We start from the raw sequence: 21,608 nt of genomic DNA on the forward strand, positions 1-21,608 counted from the left end.
TCCATTGTTTTCCATTGAGATAAATCCACAGCGCTGATAAAAATCTAAGCGCTTTGGAACTTTCGAGGAGGGGCGTTTCGCCTTTGTTGCCAAAGCAATTGCATGGAGGAAAAAGCGACATGAACTTGAAACAACTGTCGCAATTGCTCGGCATTTCGCAGACGACGATCAGCCGGGCACTCAACGGATATCCTGAAGTGAGCGCGGAAACGCGCCGCCGCGTCATGGAAGCCGCCGAAAAAACCGGTTATCGGCCAAATGCCGCCGCACAACGACTGGCAACCGGCAAGGTCGGGTCCATCGGACTTGTCATGCCGATCGGCGCGCACCACCGCTCGGATGTCCACTACGGGGAATTTTTGAGCGGACTTGGCGAAGAGGCAGCCCGCAACGGCTTTCACCTCGTCATCATGCCCACCGAACTGGAGCGCGAGCAGGAAGCATTGCGCGGACTGGCCGCCAGTGGCAGCGTCGACGGCATCTACCTCGCCTACATGAAAAAAAACGACCCGCGCGTGGGGATGATGCGGTCGCTATCCATCCCCTTCCTCGTGCATGGTCGCTCCTGGGGCCTGGACGAAAACTATCCGTTTCTCGATGTCGACAACGAAGGCGCCTTCAAGGACGCAACCAATCTGCTGCTGCAGCTTGGTCATCGGCGCATTGGCATTCTGAATGGGCCGGAAGGATACGATTTCACTTTCAGACGCTTTCTCGGTGTCGAGAGCGCCCTTGCCGCTCATGGTCTGCCACTCCGACCAGACCATGTCCGCTACGGCAGCATGACCGACGAGGAAGGTTTTTTGGGCATGGAAGCACTGCTTTCGCAGGCTGAACGCCCGACCGCGGTTCTCTGCGCCAGTACCGCGCTTGCCTTGGGCGCCGTCCGTTCGCTCAATCAGCGCGGCCTAAAGCCCGGAAAGGACGTTTCGTTGATTGCCCACGACGACGTTCTTCCATTGCTGAAGCCCGACAATTTCTCCGTACCACTTACCACCACGCGCTCTTCACTGAGAGCAGCCGGGGTGCGTATCGGCCAACGCCTCATCAACCGCATCAAGTTCAACGAAACGCAGCCGCATCAGGAATTGTGGAAAGCTGAACTCGTTGTGCGGGCCTCAACGGGACCCGCACCGAAAGACTAGCGGTTGGCTCAGAACTTTGGAGCCGTCTTTCCCAGGGCGCGATGCGCAGCGATGACAGTGTTTGCCATCAGCATGGCGATTGTCATCGGACCAACTCCGCCCGGTACGGGCGTGATGGCGGCAGCAACCGCACTTGCCTCGTCATAGGCAACATCGCCAACCAGTTTCGATTTCCCCTCACCTTTTTCAGGCGCCGGGATACGGTTGATACCGACATCGATAACCGTTGCACCGGGCTTGACCCAATCGCCCTTGACCATGCCCGGACGGCCAACCGCTGCCACAAGAATATCAGCCGTCTTGCAGATGGCTGCGAGATCCTTGGTACGGGAGTGCGCCATCGTGACCGTGGCATTGGCGTTCAACAGCAGTTGTCCCATCGGCTTGCCGAACAGGTTGGAGCGACCGATCACCACGGCGTTCAGCCCGGAAAGGTCGTCACCGTGAATGCTGCGTGCGAGCAGCATGGCGCCGGCCGGAGTGCAGGAAATCAGACCGGTTTCAAGGTCGCCTGTAGCCAGCTTGCCTGCATTCAGCACACTCAGGCCATCCACATCCTTCTCCGGCAGGATCGACTGAATCACGGCTTCGGAATCGAAATGCCTGGGCAAAGGCAATTGCACCAGAATGCCGTGAACGGCGCTATCGGCGTTCAGTTCGGCGACAAGCGAAAGGAGATCGGCCTGCGTCGTATCTTCCGGCAGCGTGTGCTGAATGGAGTTGAAACCGCACTGCTTCGCCATCTTGCTCTTGGAGTTCACATAGGCATGGCTGGCAGGATCGTCGCCGACGATGACAACGGCAAGACCCGGCTTGGCGCCAGTGGCCGCTTCAAGAGCTTCCGCGGAAATGCGCACCGCTTCGGTTACGGATGCCGCCTTCGCTTTACCGTCAATCACAACTGCCATGCATTCTGCTCCTGCTGGATTAGGTAGCCCCGTATGGTGCGAGGCTTACAGGAATGCAAGAGGAAATGCAGTTTGGGCAACGGCGAGTCAGCCGGTTTTACGGTAGACGTCCCGACGATCAGCATAGTCGGCCAGATGCTCCCGCAGCAATGCCAGTTCGCGTCGCAGTGCGAGCAGTTCTTCCGCCTCGGCTTGCTCATGCTCGAACTGACCGGAAAGCGCATCGGCCATCAACGGTGGAAGCTGACCGTCTTCATTTTCGCTGTTGTGAACCGTACGGTTGCCCATCAGGACCTGACGGACGCGCTCGTCGAGCGGCATGTCGTCAGTATCATTTGCGGCTTCGGCATAATAGTCCGCGTAACGATCCGTCTGCGCCTCATCGTCATAGACGTCATCATCGACCGCAGCCTCGAGCGGGGTATCGATATCATCGAAGATCGCCGGTGCCATGGGTTCGAAGTTTTCCGGCTGGAGAGGCACCATATCCACGTCGAGTGCGGAAGGCGCATACTGACCGTCATAAAGTGTCAGGCCTTGCTCATCCTCGTCGTCATGCCTGCGATAGCTGAGCAAATAAAGGCCGCCGAGCAAGCCGACCAATGCGCCGCCGCCTGCCATCAAGCCAACCTGCAGCATGTCGCGTGACAACTCACCAGGGCCTGCTTTTTTCGCGAGGCTCGTTTCAATCAGAGGTGTGGCTGAAACGGCAGCATCCTGTCTCGCTGTCGCTTCCAGATAGGCATTTCTCGCCGTTTCCAGTTCAGCCTGAAGTTTCGAGAATTCTCCCGGAACAACCCCGAGACCATTCAGCCGGTCAAGCAACTTTTTCCGTTCGCCTTCTGCCGCTGTCCGTTCTGCAGCGATTTGGGCACTGTCGCGCTTCAACCCGTCGACAAGCTGACGCAGTGCAGGGGTGACCTGCGCACGGATATCATCGACAGCGTTCTGCGCAGCAATACGGCGCGGATGCTTCGCGCCATAGTCAATCGATACATTGGCCAGGGTCATACCGGCAGCCGCGTAACGTTGCCGAAGGTCTTCCAATCCCGAAAACGCGGAGCTTCCCGGCAAGGGGTTGGCCAGAACATCATTTGCCTTCAGGACAGAGGCGGATGTCAGATCGGCCTCGACGGCCTGCTGCCGCTGACGTGTGCTCAAGCCCACGCTCTCAAGGTCATGAAGTTGCTGTTCGAGTTGCTGGACTTCGGGCAACGCCGTATCGCCGTGGCGCATCTGAAAGCCGCTAACAGCGGCTTCTGCCTTGTCGAATGCAGTACGCGCCCTTTCGGCTTCCCGCATAGCGGGCGTCATGGTCCCTGCCCTGCCGTCGGCCATGACGCGCATCGAAACGTAATCGGCAAGTCGCATCGCCGCATCCGCTGTCGCGGCTGTCGACGTGACCACAAGCGTGCTTTCATCGGCCGTCAATTCCAGCCTGATTGCTTCACCAACGGCAATATTGAGCGCCTCTCGCGGCGAAACCGGCCGCGTATCGGCGCCGGTCAGAAGGTCATAGAGAAGGCCGAGTTCGCCCTGGTTGCGAACCCCGATCACATCGGTTGGCTTCAGCTTCAGATCGCTTGCAATCCGGTCCAGCCCCGTCGGTGACAGCAGCGTCCTGCGTGCCATCGTCAGGAAACGTCCCGAATCAGGCGCCTCATACCCTGTCTGGGTAATTTCAACACGCGCTTCGGAGACGTAGCCCTGAAAACCTGCGTTGCTCAAAAAGAGAGGCAGGCCGGCGCCGACTGCAGTGGCAGCGGCAACGCAACCGACTGTTACAAGGCGTGCAACGCGTTTGCGCCATTCGGCAACAGGCGGTGCTTCCACGTCGCCTGAGATACGGCCTTCTGCCATCAAATCTGAATCGCGCTCAACCATTCGAAGCCGCCTGCCACACTGATCGCAGCCCGAAAGGGCCAGCTCCCAAATCCTTACGAGAGGTTAAAGGATCGTGGCAAACAAATGGTTAACGCGTTTGAATCCGTCTTTTTCAGTGTTTGCCCATGGCAATATGCCAGGGCTCGGCACACAGGCTATAAAGCCACGTCATGTGCAGCTTTCGAAAAATCTCCGGCATGCCCGACATTTCCGATGACAGGATCTTGAACAACGGGCCGACAGCGATGACAACACGCGCCGTGTCACGGCTGACATGTGCGTGCAGCCACTCGTCCTGATCCTCGTTCAGCATGCCCGCCAGAAGCACGTCAACCTTGGTATCGGGCATCGCTTTATGGATCATGACAAAATCGTGCCAGGGAGCATGGTTGCGCAAACGGGCAAGTGTTTCGCTGACCTGAGCAGCGTTGTCACCGACGACACCAATGCGCTTCGGTATCGCCATATAGGTCAACAGCGCCATGACGAAAGACATTTCGTCCATACCTGCAGGCATGGGTTGTCCTTGCTTTCGTAACGCCGCGTTCATGGCCTTACCCTGTGGCAGAAGCAGACAGCTTTCGAGAATTTCGCGGTAGTTTGGCTCGATCTGCGAACGCTTGGCTTTCTCGCGTGTCAGGAAGGAGAGAAACGTATAACCTTCGAGCACGCAGGCTTTGTCGTTGACGAGATCCAGCGCACCGGTCCAGTCGAGATCGCAGACAGGCAGCCCATAAACCTGATTTTGCGATCCGGACGATGCAAAACTTTCAGCGCGTTTCATTTCCCCGCTCCCCAAACCCGGCAAAAATGTTGATCATCCAGATTTTGGGACGATCAACTCTTGTTGCGGTTTATACACGAGGGGGTTGAAGTTAGACTGAAAGCAATCGCTCTAAACTTCTGAGGCAAAGTTACCGGATGTTAACCGAACCAATGCCTGCAGGGCGCATCAGTGGCCCGCCGCAGCAGCAGGTTCGGCCTCGACCTTCTCCCCTTCGACGATCTTGATCGAACGGGGGGAGCCATTGCCGGTCTGAGCGCGAATATCGGCCTTTGAGAGGTAGTCGAGCTGCTCGATGAGAACGTCTTCGACGATCTCCTCACCAAGCTTGCCATTCAGGCCTTCGCGGATGTGCTGTTTGAACGCCTCCGGATCGAAGGTCGACACATTGGCGATATTGACCATTGAGGAACCGGCCAGCAACGTGAAGAGTTCGTCGGTGACGAGTTGCGTCGCAGGCAGTTCGATCTTGGCGATCTTCTGCTTGTCTACCCGGAGCGAAATGCGGCTCAAGAAATATCCATTCACGCCACCATCGTTGATGACAGGAATGGTGATGCTCTCACCCTTCACCAATTGAAGATTGGCCTTTTTCGCTTCCGCTTCATCCACCGGCGCGGGTGCAGTCGCCATCTGAACGGAGAAATACACCGCGCCAAGCGTGACCGCGCAAACCCAAACGCCGGTAAGAAGAAGTTTCAACATCAGACAGCGGCGCCGTAGAGAAATTGTTCCTGCGAATAGGTGCCGTCAGTATCGGCTTCCTGGATCGCGTTCTTCAGCAGATCGGCGACTGCACGTACTGCGTTCAGATGTGCCTCAACGCGGCTGGCATTGGTCGCAAGCTTGCCCTTGATGCCGCGAACCTGCTCCATATGTCCGGCAGCAATATCTTCACGCGGCGTATCGCGGAAAAGCATGGTCAGTTCATAGAGGCAACGGCTCTTGTGTGCATTGGAGACCTTGAAATCGAACTTCGGGTCCTTGCCGATATTCTCGTTCTCGTTGTCGATAATCATTTCAAGACGGCCGAGAACGGATTTGATACGGTGGTCGTTCGACATAAGATCCATGCTTGTCTCCTCTTTGTAATTATTCATTTTCAAGCCTTGTCAGTCGTTTCATTGGAAACGCCAAGAACCTGCCGCTCAAACTCGGCCACCATGCGCAGAGCGGCATTGTGGTCCTTGTCATTTGCGGAAACATCCGTCAGTCCCTTTGACTCAACTTTGCGCAAGGCATCCTTGTAAGCCTGCTCGGCAATGCCGACGCCGCCCTCCTTGGAAATGACGTCCGCGATCTGTTCGGCCATCATGCTTTTCCAGATCTCGCCGGCGTTACCCTTGCCGTAGACATCCTCGGTCTCCTTCGGCAGCATGCTGGAAACGAAGGATTGAAGAACCGAAGCTTCGAACTTGCGATAGGTCTCGGGAACTTCCGTGCGCTTGGCACGAATGTCAGTATCGCCAAGACCGGCCTTGGAGGCGGCCGAATCGAGCACATCGACAGCTGCGCCAAAACCCTTGCCGGCGTCGGCCAGGCTGGTAGCGGCGAAAGCCGCCTTGTTGGCCTTAAGTTTTTCCTGGGCAACCTGAACCTGTTGCGGGTCGGCAGCGCGAACCACATCCATTACCAGATCACTAATTACCGATATCGCCACGTTCTGATCTCCCGTCCTGACGAACAGACTGCGGAACAACCTGCAACCCGTTCGCTCAATCCAGAAACACCGCAAACGACGTTTTCAAAACGGCGCCGGTGCAACACTGAGAGAGACTATGAATTGCCAACCTTGCTGGAGGCTGGTGTCGAAGTAACGCTGATGATTTCCAAAAGATCATAAATTGCATTGTCGTCGGCCTCACGATCTTCAAGATCGCGCGCACCGAGCATCTTTTCTTCAAGTCTGTCCGCCTTGGTCTTTTCCCGCAGTACCTTGTTTTCCTGCAACTGCTGAGCGCCGGTAAGCTGACGGTCCTTGACGACCAGACGACCATAACGGTCCGAGTAATGCTTGGAAAACATCTGATGGACAGGCTCCATAGACGTCATCGCCTCAAGAACATTATCCATGGCCTGCGTCACTTCGGAGCGGGCACGCGTCGTGTCCGCCAACTCGACTTCGGCCATCTTTTCCATGTGGCGTTGTACGGCGGTGAGCCGTTTGAGCTTGTCCGAGCGTTTATCCGAAGCCATCGAGACTTTCCTCTGCTCAAAAACCGATGAAGACCGGGCCGAAACCGTCCACGAACTGGCGGACGAGTGCTGCGACGGAAAGATAAAGCATGAACAATCCGCCCGCGAGAACGAAGGGCGTGGAAATGAAGTAGACGGGGATCTGCGGAGCGAGCTTGTTGATCAGGCCGACCGCAACGTTGAACATCAAACCGTAGATGATGAAAGGGCTGGCGAGCCGCAGCATAATGGTGGTCGACGCACGCAGCGTATCCGTCAACGTGATCAGCATCTTCTGACTGCTGATCAAAGCCCCGACCGGAGTTGCCGTGTAGGAATCGACCAAGGCTCTCAAAACGACATGGTGGAAATCCAGCATGAAGAGAACCAGCAGGCTACCGAATGTAATGAAGTTCGATATCTGGTTTTCCTGCACATCTTCAATGACATCAGCACCGCCCGGCGCGCTGAAGCCGATCGAAGCACCGATGATGGCACCGGTGAACTGAAGGCCGAGCGTGTAAAAACGCGCAATCAGGCCGTACATGGCACCAATCAGAATTTCCGTGAAGATCAGGCCGACAATCGTACCCTGGCTTGCGCCTGACACATTCGGGTAGATCGCTCCCCACAAGACCGGCAACAGCGCCATCGTCACGGCAACGCATACCAGTATGCGTATCTGTCCGGGGATACGCGAACTGGAAAAGCCCGGCATGGTCATGAAGCAGGCGCCGATACGGCAAATTGCAAGGAACAATGCGATAATTGTCCCTTGCGGGTCGGTTATCATGAAATGGCGCCCAGAATCTTGATCTCCAGCCCCTTTGCCAGTTCGACATGCGAAAGAACCGGCAGGGTCGCGAAGAGTCGCTCGATAATCATGCGCACATAGGACCGCGTTTCAGGCGACGTGACAAGAACAAAGGGCAGTCCGCGGTCCATGAATTCACGGATAACTTTGGAGGCCTGCTCGGAAAACTCTTCCAGATGGCGCGGATCTATATCGAACTCGACGATTTCTCCCTTGGCATCGCGCTTCAGCGCCTGGTGGAAAACCATATCCCATTTGTTGCCGAGACGCAGGACACGCAACACGCCATTGTCGGCCAGATCGCCGCAAAGCTGCTGCGACATGCGAACGCGGACATGCTCGACGATCTGTTCGGTCTTGCGAACATGAGGTGCAAGTTCGGCAACCGCTTCAAGGATGAGGTGGAGGTTGCGGATCGAAACACGTTCGGCGAGCAGCAACTTCAACACTGCCTGCAAGCCGGAGTAAGACATGTGCGAGGAGCAGATCTCGTCCGCAAGCTTCTTGTATTCCGGGTCCAGCCTGTCGATGAGGATCTTCACGTCCTTGTAGGACAGAAGCTGCGGCAGGTTGTTGCGGATCACTTCGCTCAAATGCGTCAGAACGACGGATACGTTGTCGATCGGATGGAAACCTTCGCGCTTCAAATCCTCGGTAAAGGTTTCGAGGATCGAGACTGCGGGCATGCCGAAAGCCGGTTCGCGAATCTCGTCGCCAGGAATGCTTGGCTTCCGCCCCGCCCCCGTTACCACGAGGACATCACCGACGCGCAGATTGCTGGATGCGATCGTCGTGCCGTGGACACGGATCTGGTAAGCCTTTTCGGGAATCATGATGTCGTCGGACACCTTGATCTCGGGTACGACGAAACCGTACTGCGTCGCGAATTTCTTGCGCATCTTGCCGACACGGAAGGCCAGTTCCTGATGCGCACCGAGCAGACGCGTGGAAACCTGCTTTCCGAGTGCCAGTTCGATCTCGGAGGTCTTGAGGACTTGCTTGACGGAATCCTTTTCAGCTTCCGAATTTTGCATGACCTTCTTTTCTTCCTGCTCACGAAGCAGCGCATTTTCAGCTTCGGTCTGGCGCGGAATATACCAGCTACCGAAGGCCATGATGCCGCCGAGCGTGATGAACGGCAGGAAGGGAAGGCCCGGAATGACCGCGAGCAAGCCCATCAGCATAGCCGACACCATCAGCGCACGCGGGTAACCGGAGAGCTGGTTGACAACGGCCTGGTCGGTCGACCCTGACGTGCCGCCGCGCGATACCAGAAGGCCGGCAGCAAGAGAAACGATCAGTGCCGGGATCTGCGAGACGATACCGTCACCAACGGACAGCTTGACGAATACGTCAGCCGCTTCGCCGATGGGCATACCATGGCGGAAGTAACCGATGATGATGCCGCCAAAGACGTTGATCGCAGTGATGATAAGGCCCGCGATCGCGTCGCCGCGCACGAATTTCGACGCACCGTCCATCGAACCGAAGAAAGAACTCTCCTGTTCAAGTTCACGGCGGCGGTGTTGCGCTTCCTTTTCATCGATGATGCCGGCGGACAAGTCGGCATCAATCGACATCTGCTTGCCGGGGATTGCATCGAGGGTGAAGCGTGCGCCGACTTCGGCGATACGGGTGGCGCCCTTGGTGATAACGATGAAGTTGACCGTAATCAGGATCATGAAGACGATCAGACCGATGACGAAGTCACCGGACATGACGAGACTGGAGAAGCCGGCGATCACACCGCCAGCGGCGTTGTGGCCTTCATGCCCATGGGTCAAGATGACACGTGTCGTGGCAATGTTCAGCGACAATCGTATCATCGTCGCAATCAGCAGAACCGTAGGAAAGGACGAGAAATCCAGTGGTCGCTGAATCCAGAGGGCTACCATCAGGATAAGAACAGAAAAGGCGATGGAGAACGCCAGTCCGATATCCACCATGACCACCGGTATCGGCAGGAACAGCACGCAGAGGATCGTGATGATACCCAGTGCGAAGCCGATATCCCGGGTGCTCGGGCTTACCTTCGGCAATGATATGACTGGTGGTTGCGCCATAAATCTCGTCCTGTCTCTTCATGAGAAGGGCGACGGAACAGCCGTCGCACGTTTCCAGAGCACAGAACCGGAAAACGATTCACGCTTTTCGGGCCAATGCTTCAGAGCATCACTAGCGGCTGAAGCTTGCGCGAAAATGGCACAAGCACATTGCCCGGTTTAGAAGCCGGACTGGATGCGCGAAAAGACGAGATTGGAAAACAGCGAAATCTGAGCGCCGACAAAGGGAGCCGCGACCCCGAGAACAACCATGATCGTGACGATCTTCGGCACGAATGTCAGCGTCATTTCCTGGATCTGGGTCAAAGCCTGAATAAAGGCGATGACGACGCCGACGACCATCGCCGCCAAAACGGCGGGACCAGCCGCGACGAGAACCGTCCAGACTGCCGCCTGCATGATATCAAGCGCATCGGCCTCGTTCATCGTCGCATCCTTTGTTCCGAAAAGGCGGCGTCCTGCCGCCTTCACTTATCAGGAATCGGTCGAAGTGTCCGATTCGGTCTCCGTCGTTGTACTACTGCTTGCAGTGTTGGAGAAGGTGACGCCCGCCTGGATCAGAACCTTATCACCGGATTCGGTAATGGCGATCACGCCGTCCGCATAGACTTCGACTTCCTTGACGATGCCCGTCACCTTGTCGTCGGCGCTCTTGACGGTCTTGCCGACGAGATCAGATGCACGCGTCAACGCTTCAGCCTGCAGCATGCTCTTCAGGTGCGTGTTCGTCTTGATCGACTGTTCGACCTGCGAGAAGCTTGCGAGCTGCGACATCTGGGCGCTCGCATCCATCGGCTCGGTCGGGTCCTGATTTTTCATCTGGGCGATCAGAAGCTTCAGGAAGCTGTCGTAGTTCAGCGACGCTGCGCTGCTGTCGGAACTGCTTGCCCCGGCGTTGGCCCAGGGGTTCGACGCTGTCGAACTAACTGCATCTACCGCCATGGTGCGATCTCCTTGCGAATCTGTTCAATCGTTGCGGGAGCCATTTCCTGATTGCTGAGGATTTTTTCCTCGATCGGGTAGAGACCGCGGATCGCCTTCAGCGCTTCGAACGCCTTGCCGGTCGCAACCAGCGCGTCGATACGCTTGAGTTCCGCCAGGACCTCTTCGTGCTGGAAGCAGTTCAACAGCATGCTCACGGACTTGCGGAACATGTTGGTAGACTGCTCGCGCCCTTCCGGGTTGATGAGGATCATCTGCGCTATGAAGTAAAGCTGACGCAGCGGCGTCGTCGCCTGCTCAGGCTGCAACACGTGGTTTTCAAGCAAGAACGTGACATCGTTCAGGAATTCCAGCGCTACCTTGCGATCAACACGCAGAACTGCGCCGTTGATGAAAATCTTTTCGCCCGATTTCAGCGAAATTCGAAGTGTACTTTTCATTTCAGTCCATCCCTGATGATGGTTGTCACGTCAATTATGCCCTGGAAGTTCTTAGACTGGCGCTTCCGGATCAGTTCGCACTCTTTCAAAATCCAGATTGCGATTGAAATCAGATTGGCTCTGAGTTCGGTTGCCAACTGGTTGTCCGGTTGCTTGAGATCTTCGATGAAGCGAATCCAGACCCGGCGCGTGTAAAACAGCGCCTCGATCGTATGCCGCTGCGAGGTCGAGTCCCTTGCCTCTGCCAGCAGATCGATCGATTTGGTCAACGCCTGCCGCTCGCGATCCTTCGCGTCGGCGACACCATCCTCCATGATTTCGGCGTAGGAAAACTGGTACATTCATGTATCCTTTATCTGCCGCCACCTCTGATCATCAGAGGTAGTTTACCAGACTCATTTGCTGCAGACGCGACGTGAGGCTGTATGCGATTTCGATTTGCTGCTGGAGGAGATCGAGACGGGTTTTCGCCTCGTAGGTGTCGATCCCCTCCAGATCTAGCAAATGGGTCTCGATGATTTTTTTCTGGGCGGCCAGAGCATCATTTGCCTTGGAAACACGGCTTTCGGAGAGACCGAGCTTGCTCTGCTGCTGGTTGATGCCGCTGATGGCCTTGTTGATGTTCGTGACAGATTGCGTAGCGACCATTTCGCGAATTTCACTGTCAACGTTCTCGTCCAGGAAGGTCATGGACGTGATTGCCGTCATCGCGAAATAACGCATTCCCTCGGAATTGCTGTTGGTCGATGTCTCCACGACCTCATTCTGAGTAATACGGCTGGTCATGTTCGTGTCGCTCGCCTGCGAACCGTACGTCGTCCAGAAATCATAGTCCTGGCCGGCCGTCAGGTCGGTATGCGGCGGGTTCGTGACCGTCGTGGTGCCTGCGAATACACCTTCGATGTGGGTCATGAACTCGCTGACCTGTTCCTTGGACAGGTCTGCAATGTTGCCAACTGCCGGCGTCTGCGACGCCATGAACGCATTCAGTTCGACGTTATAGGCAGCCTTCAGCTTCGAATCGTCGGCAAAATAATCGTCGACCGGTTTCACGTCGGTGTTGATGCCAGAGAACAGGAATTCGCCATTCACAGCCGTGTTGGCAAAGCTGGTGAAGTTGTTGAACGCATTCGAAATGGTCTGCACGACAGTCGAAAGTGTCGGAGGTTCGGCGCTGGTGTTCGGCACCAGAACGCTCTGGATTTCCTGAGCGGCCTTGGCCATGCTGTCGAGTGCCGCCTGCGACGCTTCGAGACGCTGGGTTGCGATGGAGTTCACGCTTGCAATCGACGTCAGACGTGCGACATCGCGGTTGAGGTCAAGGCTGCGCGCCGTGTTGGCACCAAGCGCCAAACCGATATCCGCATGCTTGCCCGTTGTCAGCTCGGTGTTGAGGTTGGTCATCTCAAGCTGAGCCTTGAGAATGGTGCTGCGCATGCTGTTCTGCATCGCCAGCGATGAAATGAAGGACGTTTTCATCGTTTACCTCGCCATATCCATCAACGACTGAAGCATCTCGTCGATGGTGCTCACCAGTTTCGTCGCGGCTTTGTAGGATTGCTCGATATCCAGCAGCAGCGAGAGTTCTTCATCCAGGCTGACTGCGGTGTTGTTCGAGTAGGACGTGGAAGAACGCTCATAAAGCGCACTCTTTGCTTCGTATGCCGAAGTCGCCCCAGACCGCTCCTGTTCCAGCCAACCCATTGAATTGGTGCCGTATTTCAGAATGCTGGTATTGGTATCGATACGCGTCGACGCGTCAAAGTTCATCGGTGCATCGAAGGCCGTCACATAGCTGTCGATCAGCTTGGAAAACCCGGTTCCACCCGTGCCCGAAGTATTGATGACATAATCGGTACCGTTAATACCGCCATCACGCAACAATTCCGGGTTGCCACCTTGCGAAATAATTAACGCGGGGTTGACGGTAATGCTGGCTGCGAGGCCAGGCGATACAGTTCCATCAGCCGGAATGGTCGTTGCCAGTGGAGAACCATAGGTGAAGAGGCCCGGCATGTCGGGAAGACCGCTCGTGGAGTCGGCGGACTTCTCAGCGAACATGGTGATAAGACCACGCGCTGTTTCATCAAGCTGGCTTTGCATGGTCGGCGCGTAATCATCGCGGATCTGCAAAAGCCCGGCCAGCGAACCCGCCGCCGTGGTGTTGCTGCCGTCACCGGCCTTGACCGCAACGCCATCGATGAAGATCGAATTGCCTGTCGTGTTCGCGTCGTACGCCGTCTGCGGCGTAAACGTGACCTTGCGCGGGATCGTCTCGAACAGAGTGGTACCCTGCGAGGTGTAAAGAGCAATGTCGTTGTTGTCGCGCGTCACGACGGAAACACCCACGATCGTGGAGATTTCCTTCAGAAGCGCGTCACGCTGATCCAGCGCATCGCTTGGATCACGGCCAGACGCCGTTGCACCCTTGACCGCATTGTTGGCAGTCTCGAAGTCGGAGAGAAGGCTGTTGAGCTTGTCGACCTGAAGGACGATTTCCTTGTCGGCGCGCAGGCGAATTGACTGCAGCTCCTGTGAAGCCTTGTTCAGGGAGTTGGCAACATCAATGGCCGACGTTACCGCCGTCGCCGCCAGCGCGGAGTCGCTTGGCTTGGCGGCATATCCTTCGAGGCTTTCCAGCAACGCACTCATGTAGGTTGCTGGCGAGCTTTCGTAGTCGTTGCCACCGAAAATGCTCTTCATCTCCTCGAGCCCACCGAGAACGGTCGACTGCCCCGAAGCGAGCGACGAACTGGCGATCGTCTGCCTGAGAAGGCTCTCATTCTGGGCACGGCCATTGGTGACAATATTCGCACCATACATAGTCGTGCCAAGAATGGCGGTTCGCTTGACGTAGTTCGCATTGCCGACATTGGCAATGTTTTTCGAAGTTACTTCCGTCTGCTTACCCGTATTATTGAAAATCGACTGCGCAGTATTCATTGCTGACATGAGCGACATTCATCTGTCCTCTTGGGAATTACTATCTCTTCAGATTGACCAGCACGTCCAGCAACTCGGAACCGGTCTGGAAAACCTTGGAGTTGGCGGAGTAGATTCGCTGCGCCTCAATCATTTCAGTGAGTTCATTCGCGATGTCGACGTTGGAGGTCTCGAGCGTGCTGATCAGCAGGTTGCCGGTGCCCTTGGAGCCCGGATCATTGGCAATCAGAACACCCGACGTGTTGCTTGCGCTATAGGCGTTACCGTTGATCGGCACGAGATTGTCAGGGCTTGTAACCGTGGCGAGCATGATTCTGCTGCCTGTCGAAACGATGGCGTCGTTGTCATACTTCAGGTCGATGCTGCCATCTTCATTGAAGACGACTTCCGTGACCGAGGCAGCGCCGCTACCGTTCAAGCCGCCGGAGATGATGTCGCTTTTGGAAGCGAGCTGCTTGGCACCGCTGATATCGAGCGAGATCGCAGCGTTACGGCCAGCAACCGCAGGAATGGTCAGGATGTCATTCGTTCCGGTTACCTTTGCACCCGTCGAAGGATCAAAGGTGATTGGCGTCGCAGGAATCACCTCAGTCCCGGTGCCCGTGTCCGTAACGGATACGGTCCAGGCATTGTCACCGGTTTTCGTGTAGGTAACGTCGTAGACAATTTCCTTGCCCTGATAACCGTAGCCGGTGAGCGAGGTCTTGAAGGTGCCGCCAACGGCCGTCTCGTTGTTCAGGTTGAGCGACAGTGCACCCGATGTCGACGGCGTTGCCTGGATGTCGTCTCCGGGAATTTCGACCACGCTGCCTGGGAAACGGTTGTTCGAAGCTGTCGCCTGCGATGGCGTGAACAGGTAATAACCAGCAGAGTTCTTGAGGAACGTCTTGTAGATACCCGAGCCTGCAGGCTCTTCCACAGTCTCTCTCGTAAACGAGCCAGCGCGCGTCAAGTACTGCGGCGCATCAGGGTCTCTCGACGCAGTGACGATGAAGAAGCCATCACCATCGATCGCCAGGTCAGTCGGGGAGGACGTGTAGGAGAAACCGCCCTGTTCCGAAATGCTGTAGCGAACGTTGGAGCTAACACCGCCGGAATTGTAGTTCCCTGCCGAGGATGGGAGTACCATCGACGAGAACGCCGTAGAAGCGCGTTTGTAGCCAACCGTGCTGGAGTTGGCGATGTTGTCACCAACCGTCCCCAAACGGTTTGCCTGCGCATTCATACCGGACACGCCAGTCCGCATAGTGCCGAAAATACTCATTCAAAAACCCTCGTGGTCATCTTTCAGGGAGAAGGTATAGCTTGGGGCTTGCGTGAAGCTGTCTGAAACGCCGCGTTTCAGGAAGACCACGGCGATTAGTGAAAATTATTGCCAATCAATGCTGTAACCAAGGAACCGCTTGGAATCGACCGGATCGTAGCCGAGCTTCTTGCGCAGCTTCTTGCGCAGCTTGCTGATGTGGCTTTCGACGACGTTCTCTTCGACGTCATCATCAAAGATGCCGTAGATCGCATTAAAGATCTGCGCCTTGGAAACGCGACGACCGCGATTGGCAATCAAATATTCCAGAATGCGACGCTCGCGGCGCGGCAACGGGAAGACCTCGCCGCCCACCTCCGGATCGCGACCGTCCGAGAATACCCGGATCGGACCTGCATCCGTGAAGTTCGAAATAACCTGAAGCCGTCGACGGATCGCCGCCGCACGGGCAAGGATTTCACGTGGGTGCACAGGCTTGCGAACGACGTCGTCAACGCCGCTGTCAAAAAGTGCCAGCGTTGCCTCGAGCGACGGTTGGTCGCTGACTGCAATCACCGGCGCCGTCGAGCGATCTCTGATCGCCTTAGGCAAACAAAAATCCCTGTCGCCCTGACCAATGAGAAACGCCTCGACTGCTGCGAGGTCGCTTTCTGCCGCTGTCGAGACCCATTCCCCGAATTCGACAGGATCAAACCCCGTCGAGGGAATGCCCTCGCGCCCAAATAGAGAAGTATAGCCGTCCTTAACGAGCTCGCGCTCATCAACCACTACGATCATTCGTCCGCCTCCGAATCAGTGTGGTGTTTTCCGATGCGGCATTCGTACGAATCGAGGGATTCAGCGACAACTGTAGGAAATCATCTGCAGAAATTAATAATTGATTAACTATTTCGTCCCGATTTGATCTACATATAGTAGCCATTAACCAATATCGGTACAAAATTTTTGTGTAAAAAATTCAAAATTCATTAAAATGCGACTTGCATCGCCATTTTTTTGTCTTTCTGTCGCCACATTGAGGGTTACCGGACCAGGACCCCAAAAAGACAATCAATGGTTGTTATCCGTCGCAGAAATCTTTCGCATTGCGAGTCCATTTTCCGTAACCCGTCGCCACGAGATTGGCGATCACCCGGCAGACATATTTCTTCTGAGCAGGGTCGTTGTTCGGCCCGGCGTGATAACGGGCCACTGCCATGGTCCAGGTTTCATGCCTGTTGTGGAGATTGCGCAGGAACATCGCCGCGTATTCCACATTGCGTTTCGGATCGAACATGTCGCGCGGCGAGGTAAAATTTTCGCCGTGGAAATAGTGATTGATCTGCATGCAGCCAAGATCAATCAGCTTCGCGCCGGACCGTTTTGCCGCCTCGAACGTTGTCAGAGCCTCTTCCGTTGAGCCGGCGAAGACCGTTTTCCCCTCTATATTCATAGCGTTAGGGTCGAGTCGGCCCTTTCGACCCGTTTCTGTCAAGCCAACGGAATAGAGAATACCTTCCGGCACCCCGTACTTGTGGGCAGCGGATTGAATTTCTCTTTCGCATACACCCGATGTCGCCGAAGCGTGGGCGTCGTCAGAGATAAACGCCAGTGTCGCCAGCAGCACGGGCAGAACCCGCAGAGCCATCCATACCTTCATTGCGCACCCCCGAAAAATCTCTGTCGCCCTGCTGTCCGCCGCGGGCGCCAGACTCGCCACGGTTGCGACCGTCTGCGGCCTGCTGGCCCTGATGCTGCGTCTGCTGATTTTGCTGATTGTTGGATTGTGTGCCAGTTTGGTCACTCTTGTCGGAAGAAGCGATGCTGATCGAGATGCTATCGACCGTCAGTCCCTGTGCTTTCAGACCATCCAGAATGCTTTTGCTGTCGTCCTGAAGCTTTTTATAGGCCGCCATGCTGTCGACGGTCATGTGAACAGCGAGCTCATCGCCGGACAGACGCAGCGACATCGTGACAGAACCGAGGTCAATCGGCGTCATATGAAGCTTCAACGTATGCACGACCTGACCGGTGCTGGACTGTGCCGCCGCGTTGGAAAGCGACGATCCAGGCTGCATCGCGCTGACCCATTCCGGATCATTGGCGATAAGACCTGTCAAAGCCGACGCGTTGGTAGAGGGTGCGAGGCCAATGAAACGCCGTGAATCAAGCACGGTCACCGTCTCCGCTGACTTGCCGCTGCTTTCCTTGACGTCGAAATCAACCCGCGCATCACGCTGAACCGTGCTCATGTCCAGAGATCGCGCCGCCCCAGACTTGGAGGAGGCAAAGCGGAAGTCGCCAGTCTCACCACTGTTGTCTGTATCGGCCTGCTCATCATTGCCGGCAACCTTGAGCGCAGCCGAAAGATCCTTCAGGGAAGGATCGGCCTTTTCCCTGGCGTCGTCACCTTTGCCCGTCTTCTGGGACCTGGCAGTATCCACCTTGCCAGTCAGCGCCTGGGCAATATCGTCGAGAGGGCTTCTTGTTGCGGCTGTATTGGCGTTCGGTATGACGAGGATCTCGGGGACAGCGACATCCGCGTCGGCGCTCTTCGCCTCTGCTTTGGTTGTTTCGTTCTCGGACTTTTCCTTGTCCTTCTTGCCCGTCTTGCCGTTTTCCTGCGACGCGCGGTCAGGCTTCGCCGCTTTCTGCAGCTCAACGGCCAGGCGCGTATCCTTGCCCTCGGTTGCCTGCTCGTTTGCAATCACGTCCAGAAAGCTGGCGGGGCGTCGGCTTGAAGCATTCGGCTTTTCCGCAGCATCATCCGTCTCGCCTTCCGGGCGCTCCGACGCCTTGGCATCCGTCTCGGGCTTCGCGTGTGAGCTATGCGTGGGGCGGTCATCCTTCACCGTTGACAGGGCGTCACCGAAGCTACCGCCTTTTCCGTCCTCTTTCGCCGATGAATTGGCGGCCCGCGGATCGGAATACGGTGCGTTCATTATCGCGTTGATATTTGCCTCGATCATGGGGCCCCCTCGCCTTTTTTCAACAGGCTATCGATTTCATCGAGCTTGCTTCGGCCACTCGTCACGAGTTGCCGGACGCCTTCGCTCTGATCATCCGCCTTGTGTTCTCCACTGCGCCATATGCCTTTGGCTGCAGCGTCCGCCGAACCGGCTTCCGGAGCGCCCTGCTCACCCGCCTGCTTGGCAACCACCTCTTCGTCCGCAGCTTTTGCCTGCGGCTGCCCATCGTTTATCGATGGTGGGCGCACCACCTCCTCGGCAATCGCCTTCGCGGCGTCTCGCAACGCCCTGTCACGCTCGGAAAGCTGCGCTTCGGGGATCTGCCCGATTGTCTCAATCGCACTCACCACATCGGGTGTGCCGATATTCGACAGGCTTTCGTAAAGATTGGCCTGCGCTTCCGGCGAATCGGGCATGACCGGAGACAAGGACTTCGCTGCCAGCGCGCCCATACGCGCGAGCGAATCCTTACCGCTGATGGCCGCAAGCCGCGAAAGACGCAGATACGCTTCCTTCTGCCGCTCGGCATCCATCAGCGCGAAGGTTTCCTTTATTTCCATCTCCGTAATCGAATCCGATCGCTTTACCACCAACGAGACCAGCAGGTCCGCAAACTGGCTTGCATAGGGCGAATGAAGGAACCGACGCGCGTAACGCTGCGCATAGAGAAAACCTCTCCTCGCATCACCATCTTCGACGGCAATGGCGAGCGAACGGCGCAAAGCCGCCTCCTCGACAATCGTCCCAGGCGCTTCCAGCCGGGCGATATCGTAGAAGCCGAGAGCTGCAACAGGATCTCTCGGGATTGTGACGTTACCGCCGATCAGAGCGAGATAGGCACCCAGAGAGGTACCACGATATTCGGGTATCATCGCCGCAATGCTATGCGCCACGAGCGTGCCCTTGCCGGACAGGTATTTGCGCAGCACGTCGGCAACGCGGCTGTCAAAATTGCCATCCACGTCGCGAGCGACAAGCAATTCCAGTGTCGCGGGGTTACCGCCGCTCATGGCGTAGACAAGAGCTGCGTCAACGTTGCGCGGATCTTTAAATATGGCCGCAGGCGCGCTTTTCAGACGCTCATCGATTGTCTGGAGCAGAAAACGCTGCATTTCGGTAGCCGAATGGTCGCCCATTGCGACGGAATCCTGCACGAATTGCAGGGATCGCATCATCGAATATGGCGCGAGATTGTCCTGCGACGGTGCCTGCGCCCTTGCAGGTGCAGCACCAAGACCGCTGAGCACGGTCGCCAGAAGAAGCCAATGTTTCGAGGATCTGGTCACACTCACCCCCGGTCAGCCTCAAGCAGGATCTCGATGCGTCGGTTGGCATCCGCCAAAGGATCGGCCGGCACCTGCAGGCGACGATCCGCAAAGCCGGAGACCTGCTTCACGCGCTCTTCCGTCAAGCCACCGCGAACCAGCATGAAATAGGCGCTGTGGGCACGGTCCATCGAAAGTCGCCAGTTGTCATTGGCTTCGGTCTTGAACTGGCGTCCGTCGGTATGACCACGAATGACCACGCTGCCACCACGTTCCTGAAGGAGCTTGCCAATCTTTTCCATGGCAAGCACCATTTCGCGCTTCGGCACAGCAGATCCGACATTGAACATCGGCGTTTCCGCCTGATCGGAGATTGTCAGCAACAAACCACCTTCGGCAGGAGTGACCACCAGTCCTTCAGCAAGCCTGCCGGTGACACCGGAGATCTGCTTCTCGATTTCTTCGCGCAGATCATCCGCCTGCTCCTGCTGTTCGGCTGTTGCCGGAGGCTGAGCGGCCGCGTCTTCCTTGGCAAGTTCGGCCTGCTCGGCCTTGCCAGGCCTTTGCTGGGGCACGGCGACCGCCATTTCGACAGGTTTTTCACCCTCTACCTTCTGTTGCTGCTCGTCATGCGCCGCGGCCACATCCGTGCTCGTCGCAACATTCTCTGCAGGCTTCTCGGCAACAGACACCTCGGCCTGCTCAGTTTGCTGCTCAGACTGCTGTTGTTGTTGTTGCTGCTGCTGAGGCGGCTGCTGGTCGGCCCGGGTGATCTTGACCTGCTGCGTCCAGAAGTCCGGATCGAAAGGATCGCGATAAGCCTCGCCGCCACTGGCGCCGGTCGCAGGGCCGGAATCGGCAGCGCCGCCCTCGCCCTTGGCGCTGACATTTGCCTGCTGGCCAACTTCCTGAGCGATTTCAGCAAGAACCGAATAGGGATTTTCGAAGAAGTCCGCTTCCGAGTAGTTGGCCTGCTCGCCGGTTTGCGAGGTCAAATCCTCACCGGTCGCTGCAGACGATCCATTCGTGACTTTCTCGGCCTTGGTGTCGGAGCGTTCGTTTTTCTCAACGCCTTCCGCCTTGTCCACCGGCTTTTCCAGCCCCTTCGAGGTTGGTTTTTCATCCGAAAGCTTGATCGGGTTGAAATAGCTCGCAACAGAAGCCTTGGTTTCCTCGTTTGCGGCATTGACCAGCCACATAACAAGGAAGAAGGCCATCATCGCCGTCATGAAGTCGGCATAAGCGATCTTCCAGGCGCCGCCATGCGCGCCGTCATGGTCACCCTTGTGACGCTTGACGATGATGATCTCGTTCTTGCCGTGGTGGTGATTTTCGCCTTCAGTCATTTCATCACCTTGCGAAGGCTGGAGGCCCAGGCGGACATGCGCGTCACGAAGACGCTTTCATCCACCTCGACAGAAAGATCGACATCTGTGGTTTCGGTAAACTTCATCCCGACTTCTTCAAAACCCGGTTGCGCTTTCAGCGTCTCGAACAGAACCTTCGGTCCCTTGACGACAAGCGTGACGGCCTCACCATCCGGCATCGAGGTCCGAACGACGTCCGCCAATGCCGAAACGGCCTTCGAAGACAGCTTGTCGGAAAGGACCGGTGCCAAGATACCGGCTGTCTGTTCGCTCAGATTTGCAGCGATAGCATTGATGCCTTCACGCAGTCGCGAATCGATACGGGCGGCCAATTCCTCGAGATAGGCCGAACGAAGCGTCTCAAGCTCGGCTGCGTGAGCAGCGATAAGTTCATCGCGCTCAGCCTGCATCTTCTCTGTCAGTTCACGGGTCGCGTCCTCGTGACCTTTAGCGTAGGCGTCACGCTTTTCGCTTTCGGTATCAACCGTTTCAGGGCTCCCGAAATCCGACGAGATTTCCGGAAAATCCGGGAAACCGTCCGTATCTGCGGCGTGATCGGCAAAAGGCAGGCTGCTTGGCTGGGTATCGCCAAAGTCCTTCAGATATCGCGAAATCGAAGCACTCATGCCCGGCCTCCGGATATCAGGCCGGCGGACGGGCATTCAT

Annotated in this window: 23 protein-coding genes; 1 reads left to right on the forward strand and 22 read right to left on the reverse strand. The window is 56.5% G+C overall.

What is annotated here, in order from left to right; all coding sequences use genetic code 11:
• Positions 1-119 precede the first annotated feature (119 nt).
• A complete protein-coding gene (locus tag ACIQT8_RS13840; RefSeq protein ID WP_138794597.1) occupies positions 120-1,145 on the forward strand; it encodes a LacI family DNA-binding transcriptional regulator in 1,026 nt (341 codons plus the stop codon).
• An 8-nt stretch (positions 1,146-1,153) separates the two neighbouring features.
• Here the strand turns inward: ACIQT8_RS13840 and folD are convergent, their stop codons facing one another.
• From folD to ACIQT8_RS13950, 22 genes are all read right to left on the reverse strand, one after another.
• The gene (gene folD / locus ACIQT8_RS13845) at positions 1,154-2,053 is read right to left on the reverse strand and encodes a bifunctional methylenetetrahydrofolate dehydrogenase/methenyltetrahydrofolate cyclohydrolase FolD (RefSeq protein WP_400966120.1); all 900 of its coding nucleotides are present in this window, start codon (positions 2,051-2,053) and stop codon (positions 1,154-1,156) included.
• An 87-nt stretch (positions 2,054-2,140) separates the two neighbouring features.
• Complete coding sequence (locus ACIQT8_RS13850) at positions 2,141-3,937, reverse strand: hypothetical protein (RefSeq protein ID WP_400966123.1); 1,797 nt, start codon at positions 3,935-3,937, stop codon at positions 2,141-2,143.
• Positions 3,938-4,049: 112 nt separating this feature from the next.
• Positions 4,050-4,721: a WecB/TagA/CpsF family glycosyltransferase gene (locus ACIQT8_RS13855; protein WP_400966126.1), complete on the reverse strand. Its 672-nt coding sequence runs from the start codon at positions 4,719-4,721 to the stop codon at positions 4,050-4,052.
• A 168-nt stretch (positions 4,722-4,889) separates the two neighbouring features.
• Positions 4,890-5,426: a flagellar basal body-associated FliL family protein gene (locus ACIQT8_RS13860; protein WP_138794593.1), complete on the reverse strand. Its 537-nt coding sequence runs from the start codon at positions 5,424-5,426 to the stop codon at positions 4,890-4,892.
• On the reverse strand, positions 5,426-5,794 hold the full coding sequence (locus ACIQT8_RS13865) for a hypothetical protein (protein WP_138794592.1): 369 nt from the start codon (positions 5,792-5,794) through the stop codon (positions 5,426-5,428). The genes ACIQT8_RS13860 and ACIQT8_RS13865 overlap by 1 nt, the downstream gene beginning before the upstream one ends.
• Before the next feature lie 29 nt (positions 5,795-5,823).
• On the reverse strand, positions 5,824-6,381 hold the full coding sequence (locus tag ACIQT8_RS13870; protein ID WP_178340710.1) for a rod-binding protein: 558 nt from the start codon (positions 6,379-6,381) through the stop codon (positions 5,824-5,826).
• A 116-nt stretch (positions 6,382-6,497) separates the two neighbouring features.
• Positions 6,498-6,917 carry a hypothetical protein gene (locus ACIQT8_RS13875; RefSeq protein ID WP_262524482.1) on the reverse strand — a complete coding sequence of 140 codons (420 nt, stop codon included), beginning with the start codon at positions 6,915-6,917 and terminating at the stop codon, positions 6,498-6,500.
• Between the two features lie 16 nt (positions 6,918-6,933).
• On the reverse strand, positions 6,934-7,689 hold the full coding sequence (fliR, locus tag ACIQT8_RS13880) for a flagellar biosynthetic protein FliR (RefSeq protein ID WP_138794590.1): 756 nt from the start codon (positions 7,687-7,689) through the stop codon (positions 6,934-6,936).
• The gene (flhA, locus tag ACIQT8_RS13885) at positions 7,686-9,773 is read right to left on the reverse strand and encodes a flagellar biosynthesis protein FlhA (RefSeq protein ID WP_138794589.1); all 2,088 of its coding nucleotides are present in this window, start codon (positions 9,771-9,773) and stop codon (positions 7,686-7,688) included. The genes fliR and flhA overlap by 4 nt, the downstream gene beginning before the upstream one ends.
• Before the next feature lie 159 nt (positions 9,774-9,932).
• A complete protein-coding gene (gene fliQ / locus ACIQT8_RS13890; protein ID WP_138794588.1) occupies positions 9,933-10,199 on the reverse strand; it encodes a flagellar biosynthesis protein FliQ in 267 nt (88 codons plus the stop codon).
• 48 nt (positions 10,200-10,247) lie between these two features.
• A complete protein-coding gene (flgD, locus tag ACIQT8_RS13895; protein ID WP_138794587.1) occupies positions 10,248-10,715 on the reverse strand; it encodes a flagellar hook assembly protein FlgD in 468 nt (155 codons plus the stop codon).
• Positions 10,706-11,155, reverse strand: coding sequence for a flagellar biosynthesis repressor FlbT (gene flbT / locus ACIQT8_RS13900; RefSeq protein WP_138794586.1), 450 nt, complete (start codon positions 11,153-11,155; stop codon positions 10,706-10,708). Before flbT ends, flgD begins: the two co-directional genes overlap by 10 nt.
• Positions 11,152-11,496: a flagellar biosynthesis regulator FlaF gene (gene flaF, locus ACIQT8_RS13905; RefSeq protein WP_138794585.1), complete on the reverse strand. Its 345-nt coding sequence runs from the start codon at positions 11,494-11,496 to the stop codon at positions 11,152-11,154. Before flaF ends, flbT begins: the two co-directional genes overlap by 4 nt.
• A gap of 34 nt (positions 11,497-11,530) precedes the next feature.
• Positions 11,531-12,634 carry a flagellar hook-associated family protein gene (locus ACIQT8_RS13910; RefSeq protein ID WP_138794584.1) on the reverse strand — a complete coding sequence of 368 codons (1,104 nt, stop codon included), beginning with the start codon at positions 12,632-12,634 and terminating at the stop codon, positions 11,531-11,533.
• 3 nt (positions 12,635-12,637) lie between these two features.
• Positions 12,638-14,116 (reverse strand): flagellar hook-associated protein FlgK, encoded by a 1,479-nt coding sequence (flgK, locus tag ACIQT8_RS13915; protein ID WP_400966135.1) that lies wholly within the window; start codon positions 14,114-14,116, stop codon positions 12,638-12,640.
• 22 nt (positions 14,117-14,138) lie between these two features.
• The gene (locus ACIQT8_RS13920; RefSeq protein WP_262524469.1) at positions 14,139-15,362 is read right to left on the reverse strand and encodes a flagellar hook protein FlgE; all 1,224 of its coding nucleotides are present in this window, start codon (positions 15,360-15,362) and stop codon (positions 14,139-14,141) included.
• Positions 15,363-15,467: 105 nt separating this feature from the next.
• Positions 15,468-16,139, reverse strand: a complete 672-nt coding sequence (gene rem / locus ACIQT8_RS13925; RefSeq protein ID WP_138794581.1) for a transcriptional activator Rem — start codon at positions 16,137-16,139, stop codon at positions 15,468-15,470.
• A 283-nt stretch (positions 16,140-16,422) separates the two neighbouring features.
• Positions 16,423-16,989: a lytic transglycosylase domain-containing protein gene (locus ACIQT8_RS13930; protein ID WP_178340742.1), complete on the reverse strand. Its 567-nt coding sequence runs from the start codon at positions 16,987-16,989 to the stop codon at positions 16,423-16,425.
• Positions 16,937-18,310 (reverse strand): flagellar hook-length control protein FliK, encoded by a 1,374-nt coding sequence (locus ACIQT8_RS13935; protein ID WP_400966139.1) that lies wholly within the window; start codon positions 18,308-18,310, stop codon positions 16,937-16,939. The genes ACIQT8_RS13930 and ACIQT8_RS13935 overlap by 53 nt, the downstream gene beginning before the upstream one ends.
• The gene (motC, locus tag ACIQT8_RS13940; RefSeq protein ID WP_400966142.1) at positions 18,307-19,602 is read right to left on the reverse strand and encodes a chemotaxis protein MotC; all 1,296 of its coding nucleotides are present in this window, start codon (positions 19,600-19,602) and stop codon (positions 18,307-18,309) included. The genes ACIQT8_RS13935 and motC overlap by 4 nt, the downstream gene beginning before the upstream one ends.
• Positions 19,599-20,921, reverse strand: coding sequence for a MotB family protein (locus tag ACIQT8_RS13945; RefSeq protein ID WP_400966145.1), 1,323 nt, complete (start codon positions 20,919-20,921; stop codon positions 19,599-19,601). Before ACIQT8_RS13945 ends, motC begins: the two co-directional genes overlap by 4 nt.
• Positions 20,918-21,568 (reverse strand): hypothetical protein, encoded by a 651-nt coding sequence (locus ACIQT8_RS13950; protein WP_400966147.1) that lies wholly within the window; start codon positions 21,566-21,568, stop codon positions 20,918-20,920. The genes ACIQT8_RS13945 and ACIQT8_RS13950 overlap by 4 nt, the downstream gene beginning before the upstream one ends.
• Between the last annotated feature and the right edge of the window lie 40 nt (positions 21,569-21,608).

This window comes from Agrobacterium sp. NPDC090273 (genome assembly GCF_044772305.1).
In the GTDB taxonomy this organism is placed as follows: Bacteria; Pseudomonadota; Alphaproteobacteria; order Rhizobiales; family Rhizobiaceae; genus Agrobacterium.

Coding starts and splice junctions, on each gene's coding strand:
- ACIQT8_RS13910 (WP_138794584.1), bottom strand. CDS start 12,634: ATGAAAACGTCCTTCATTTCATCGCTGGCGATGCAGAACAGCATGCGC.
- flgD (WP_138794587.1), bottom strand. CDS start 10,715: ATGGCGGTAGATGCAGTTAGTTCGACAGCGTCGAACCCCTGGGCCAAC.
- ACIQT8_RS13850 (WP_400966123.1), bottom strand. CDS start 3,937: ATGGTTGAGCGCGATTCAGATTTGATGGCAGAAGGCCGTATCTCAGGC.
- folD (WP_400966120.1), bottom strand. CDS start 2,053: ATGGCAGTTGTGATTGACGGTAAAGCGAAGGCGGCATCCGTAACCGAA.
- fliQ (WP_138794588.1), bottom strand. CDS start 10,199: ATGAACGAGGCCGATGCGCTTGATATCATGCAGGCGGCAGTCTGGACG.
- ACIQT8_RS13945 (WP_400966145.1), bottom strand. CDS start 20,921: ATGACTGAAGGCGAAAATCACCACCACGGCAAGAACGAGATCATCATC.
- ACIQT8_RS13855 (WP_400966126.1), bottom strand. CDS start 4,721: ATGAAACGCGCTGAAAGTTTTGCATCGTCCGGATCGCAAAATCAGGTT.
- ACIQT8_RS13865 (WP_138794592.1), bottom strand. CDS start 5,794: ATGGATCTTATGTCGAACGACCACCGTATCAAATCCGTTCTCGGCCGT.
- flaF (WP_138794585.1), bottom strand. CDS start 11,496: ATGTACCAGTTTTCCTACGCCGAAATCATGGAGGATGGTGTCGCCGAC.
- rem (WP_138794581.1), bottom strand. CDS start 16,139: ATGATCGTAGTGGTTGATGAGCGCGAGCTCGTTAAGGACGGCTATACT.
- ACIQT8_RS13935 (WP_400966139.1), bottom strand. CDS start 18,310: ATGATCGAGGCAAATATCAACGCGATAATGAACGCACCGTATTCCGAT.
- ACIQT8_RS13920 (WP_262524469.1), bottom strand. CDS start 15,362: ATGAGTATTTTCGGCACTATGCGGACTGGCGTGTCCGGTATGAATGCG.
- flhA (WP_138794589.1), bottom strand. CDS start 9,773: ATGGCGCAACCACCAGTCATATCATTGCCGAAGGTAAGCCCGAGCACC.
- ACIQT8_RS13950 (WP_400966147.1), bottom strand. CDS start 21,568: ATGAGTGCTTCGATTTCGCGATATCTGAAGGACTTTGGCGATACCCAG.
- flbT (WP_138794586.1), bottom strand. CDS start 11,155: ATGAAAAGTACACTTCGAATTTCGCTGAAATCGGGCGAAAAGATTTTC.
- ACIQT8_RS13930 (WP_178340742.1), bottom strand. CDS start 16,989: ATGGCTCTGCGGGTTCTGCCCGTGCTGCTGGCGACACTGGCGTTTATC.
- fliR (WP_138794590.1), bottom strand. CDS start 7,689: ATGATAACCGACCCGCAAGGGACAATTATCGCATTGTTCCTTGCAATT.
- ACIQT8_RS13860 (WP_138794593.1), bottom strand. CDS start 5,426: ATGTTGAAACTTCTTCTTACCGGCGTTTGGGTTTGCGCGGTCACGCTT.
- ACIQT8_RS13840 (WP_138794597.1), top strand. CDS start 120: ATGAACTTGAAACAACTGTCGCAATTGCTCGGCATTTCGCAGACGACG.
- flgK (WP_400966135.1), bottom strand. CDS start 14,116: ATGTCGCTCATGTCAGCAATGAATACTGCGCAGTCGATTTTCAATAAT.
- ACIQT8_RS13875 (WP_262524482.1), bottom strand. CDS start 6,917: ATGGCTTCGGATAAACGCTCGGACAAGCTCAAACGGCTCACCGCCGTA.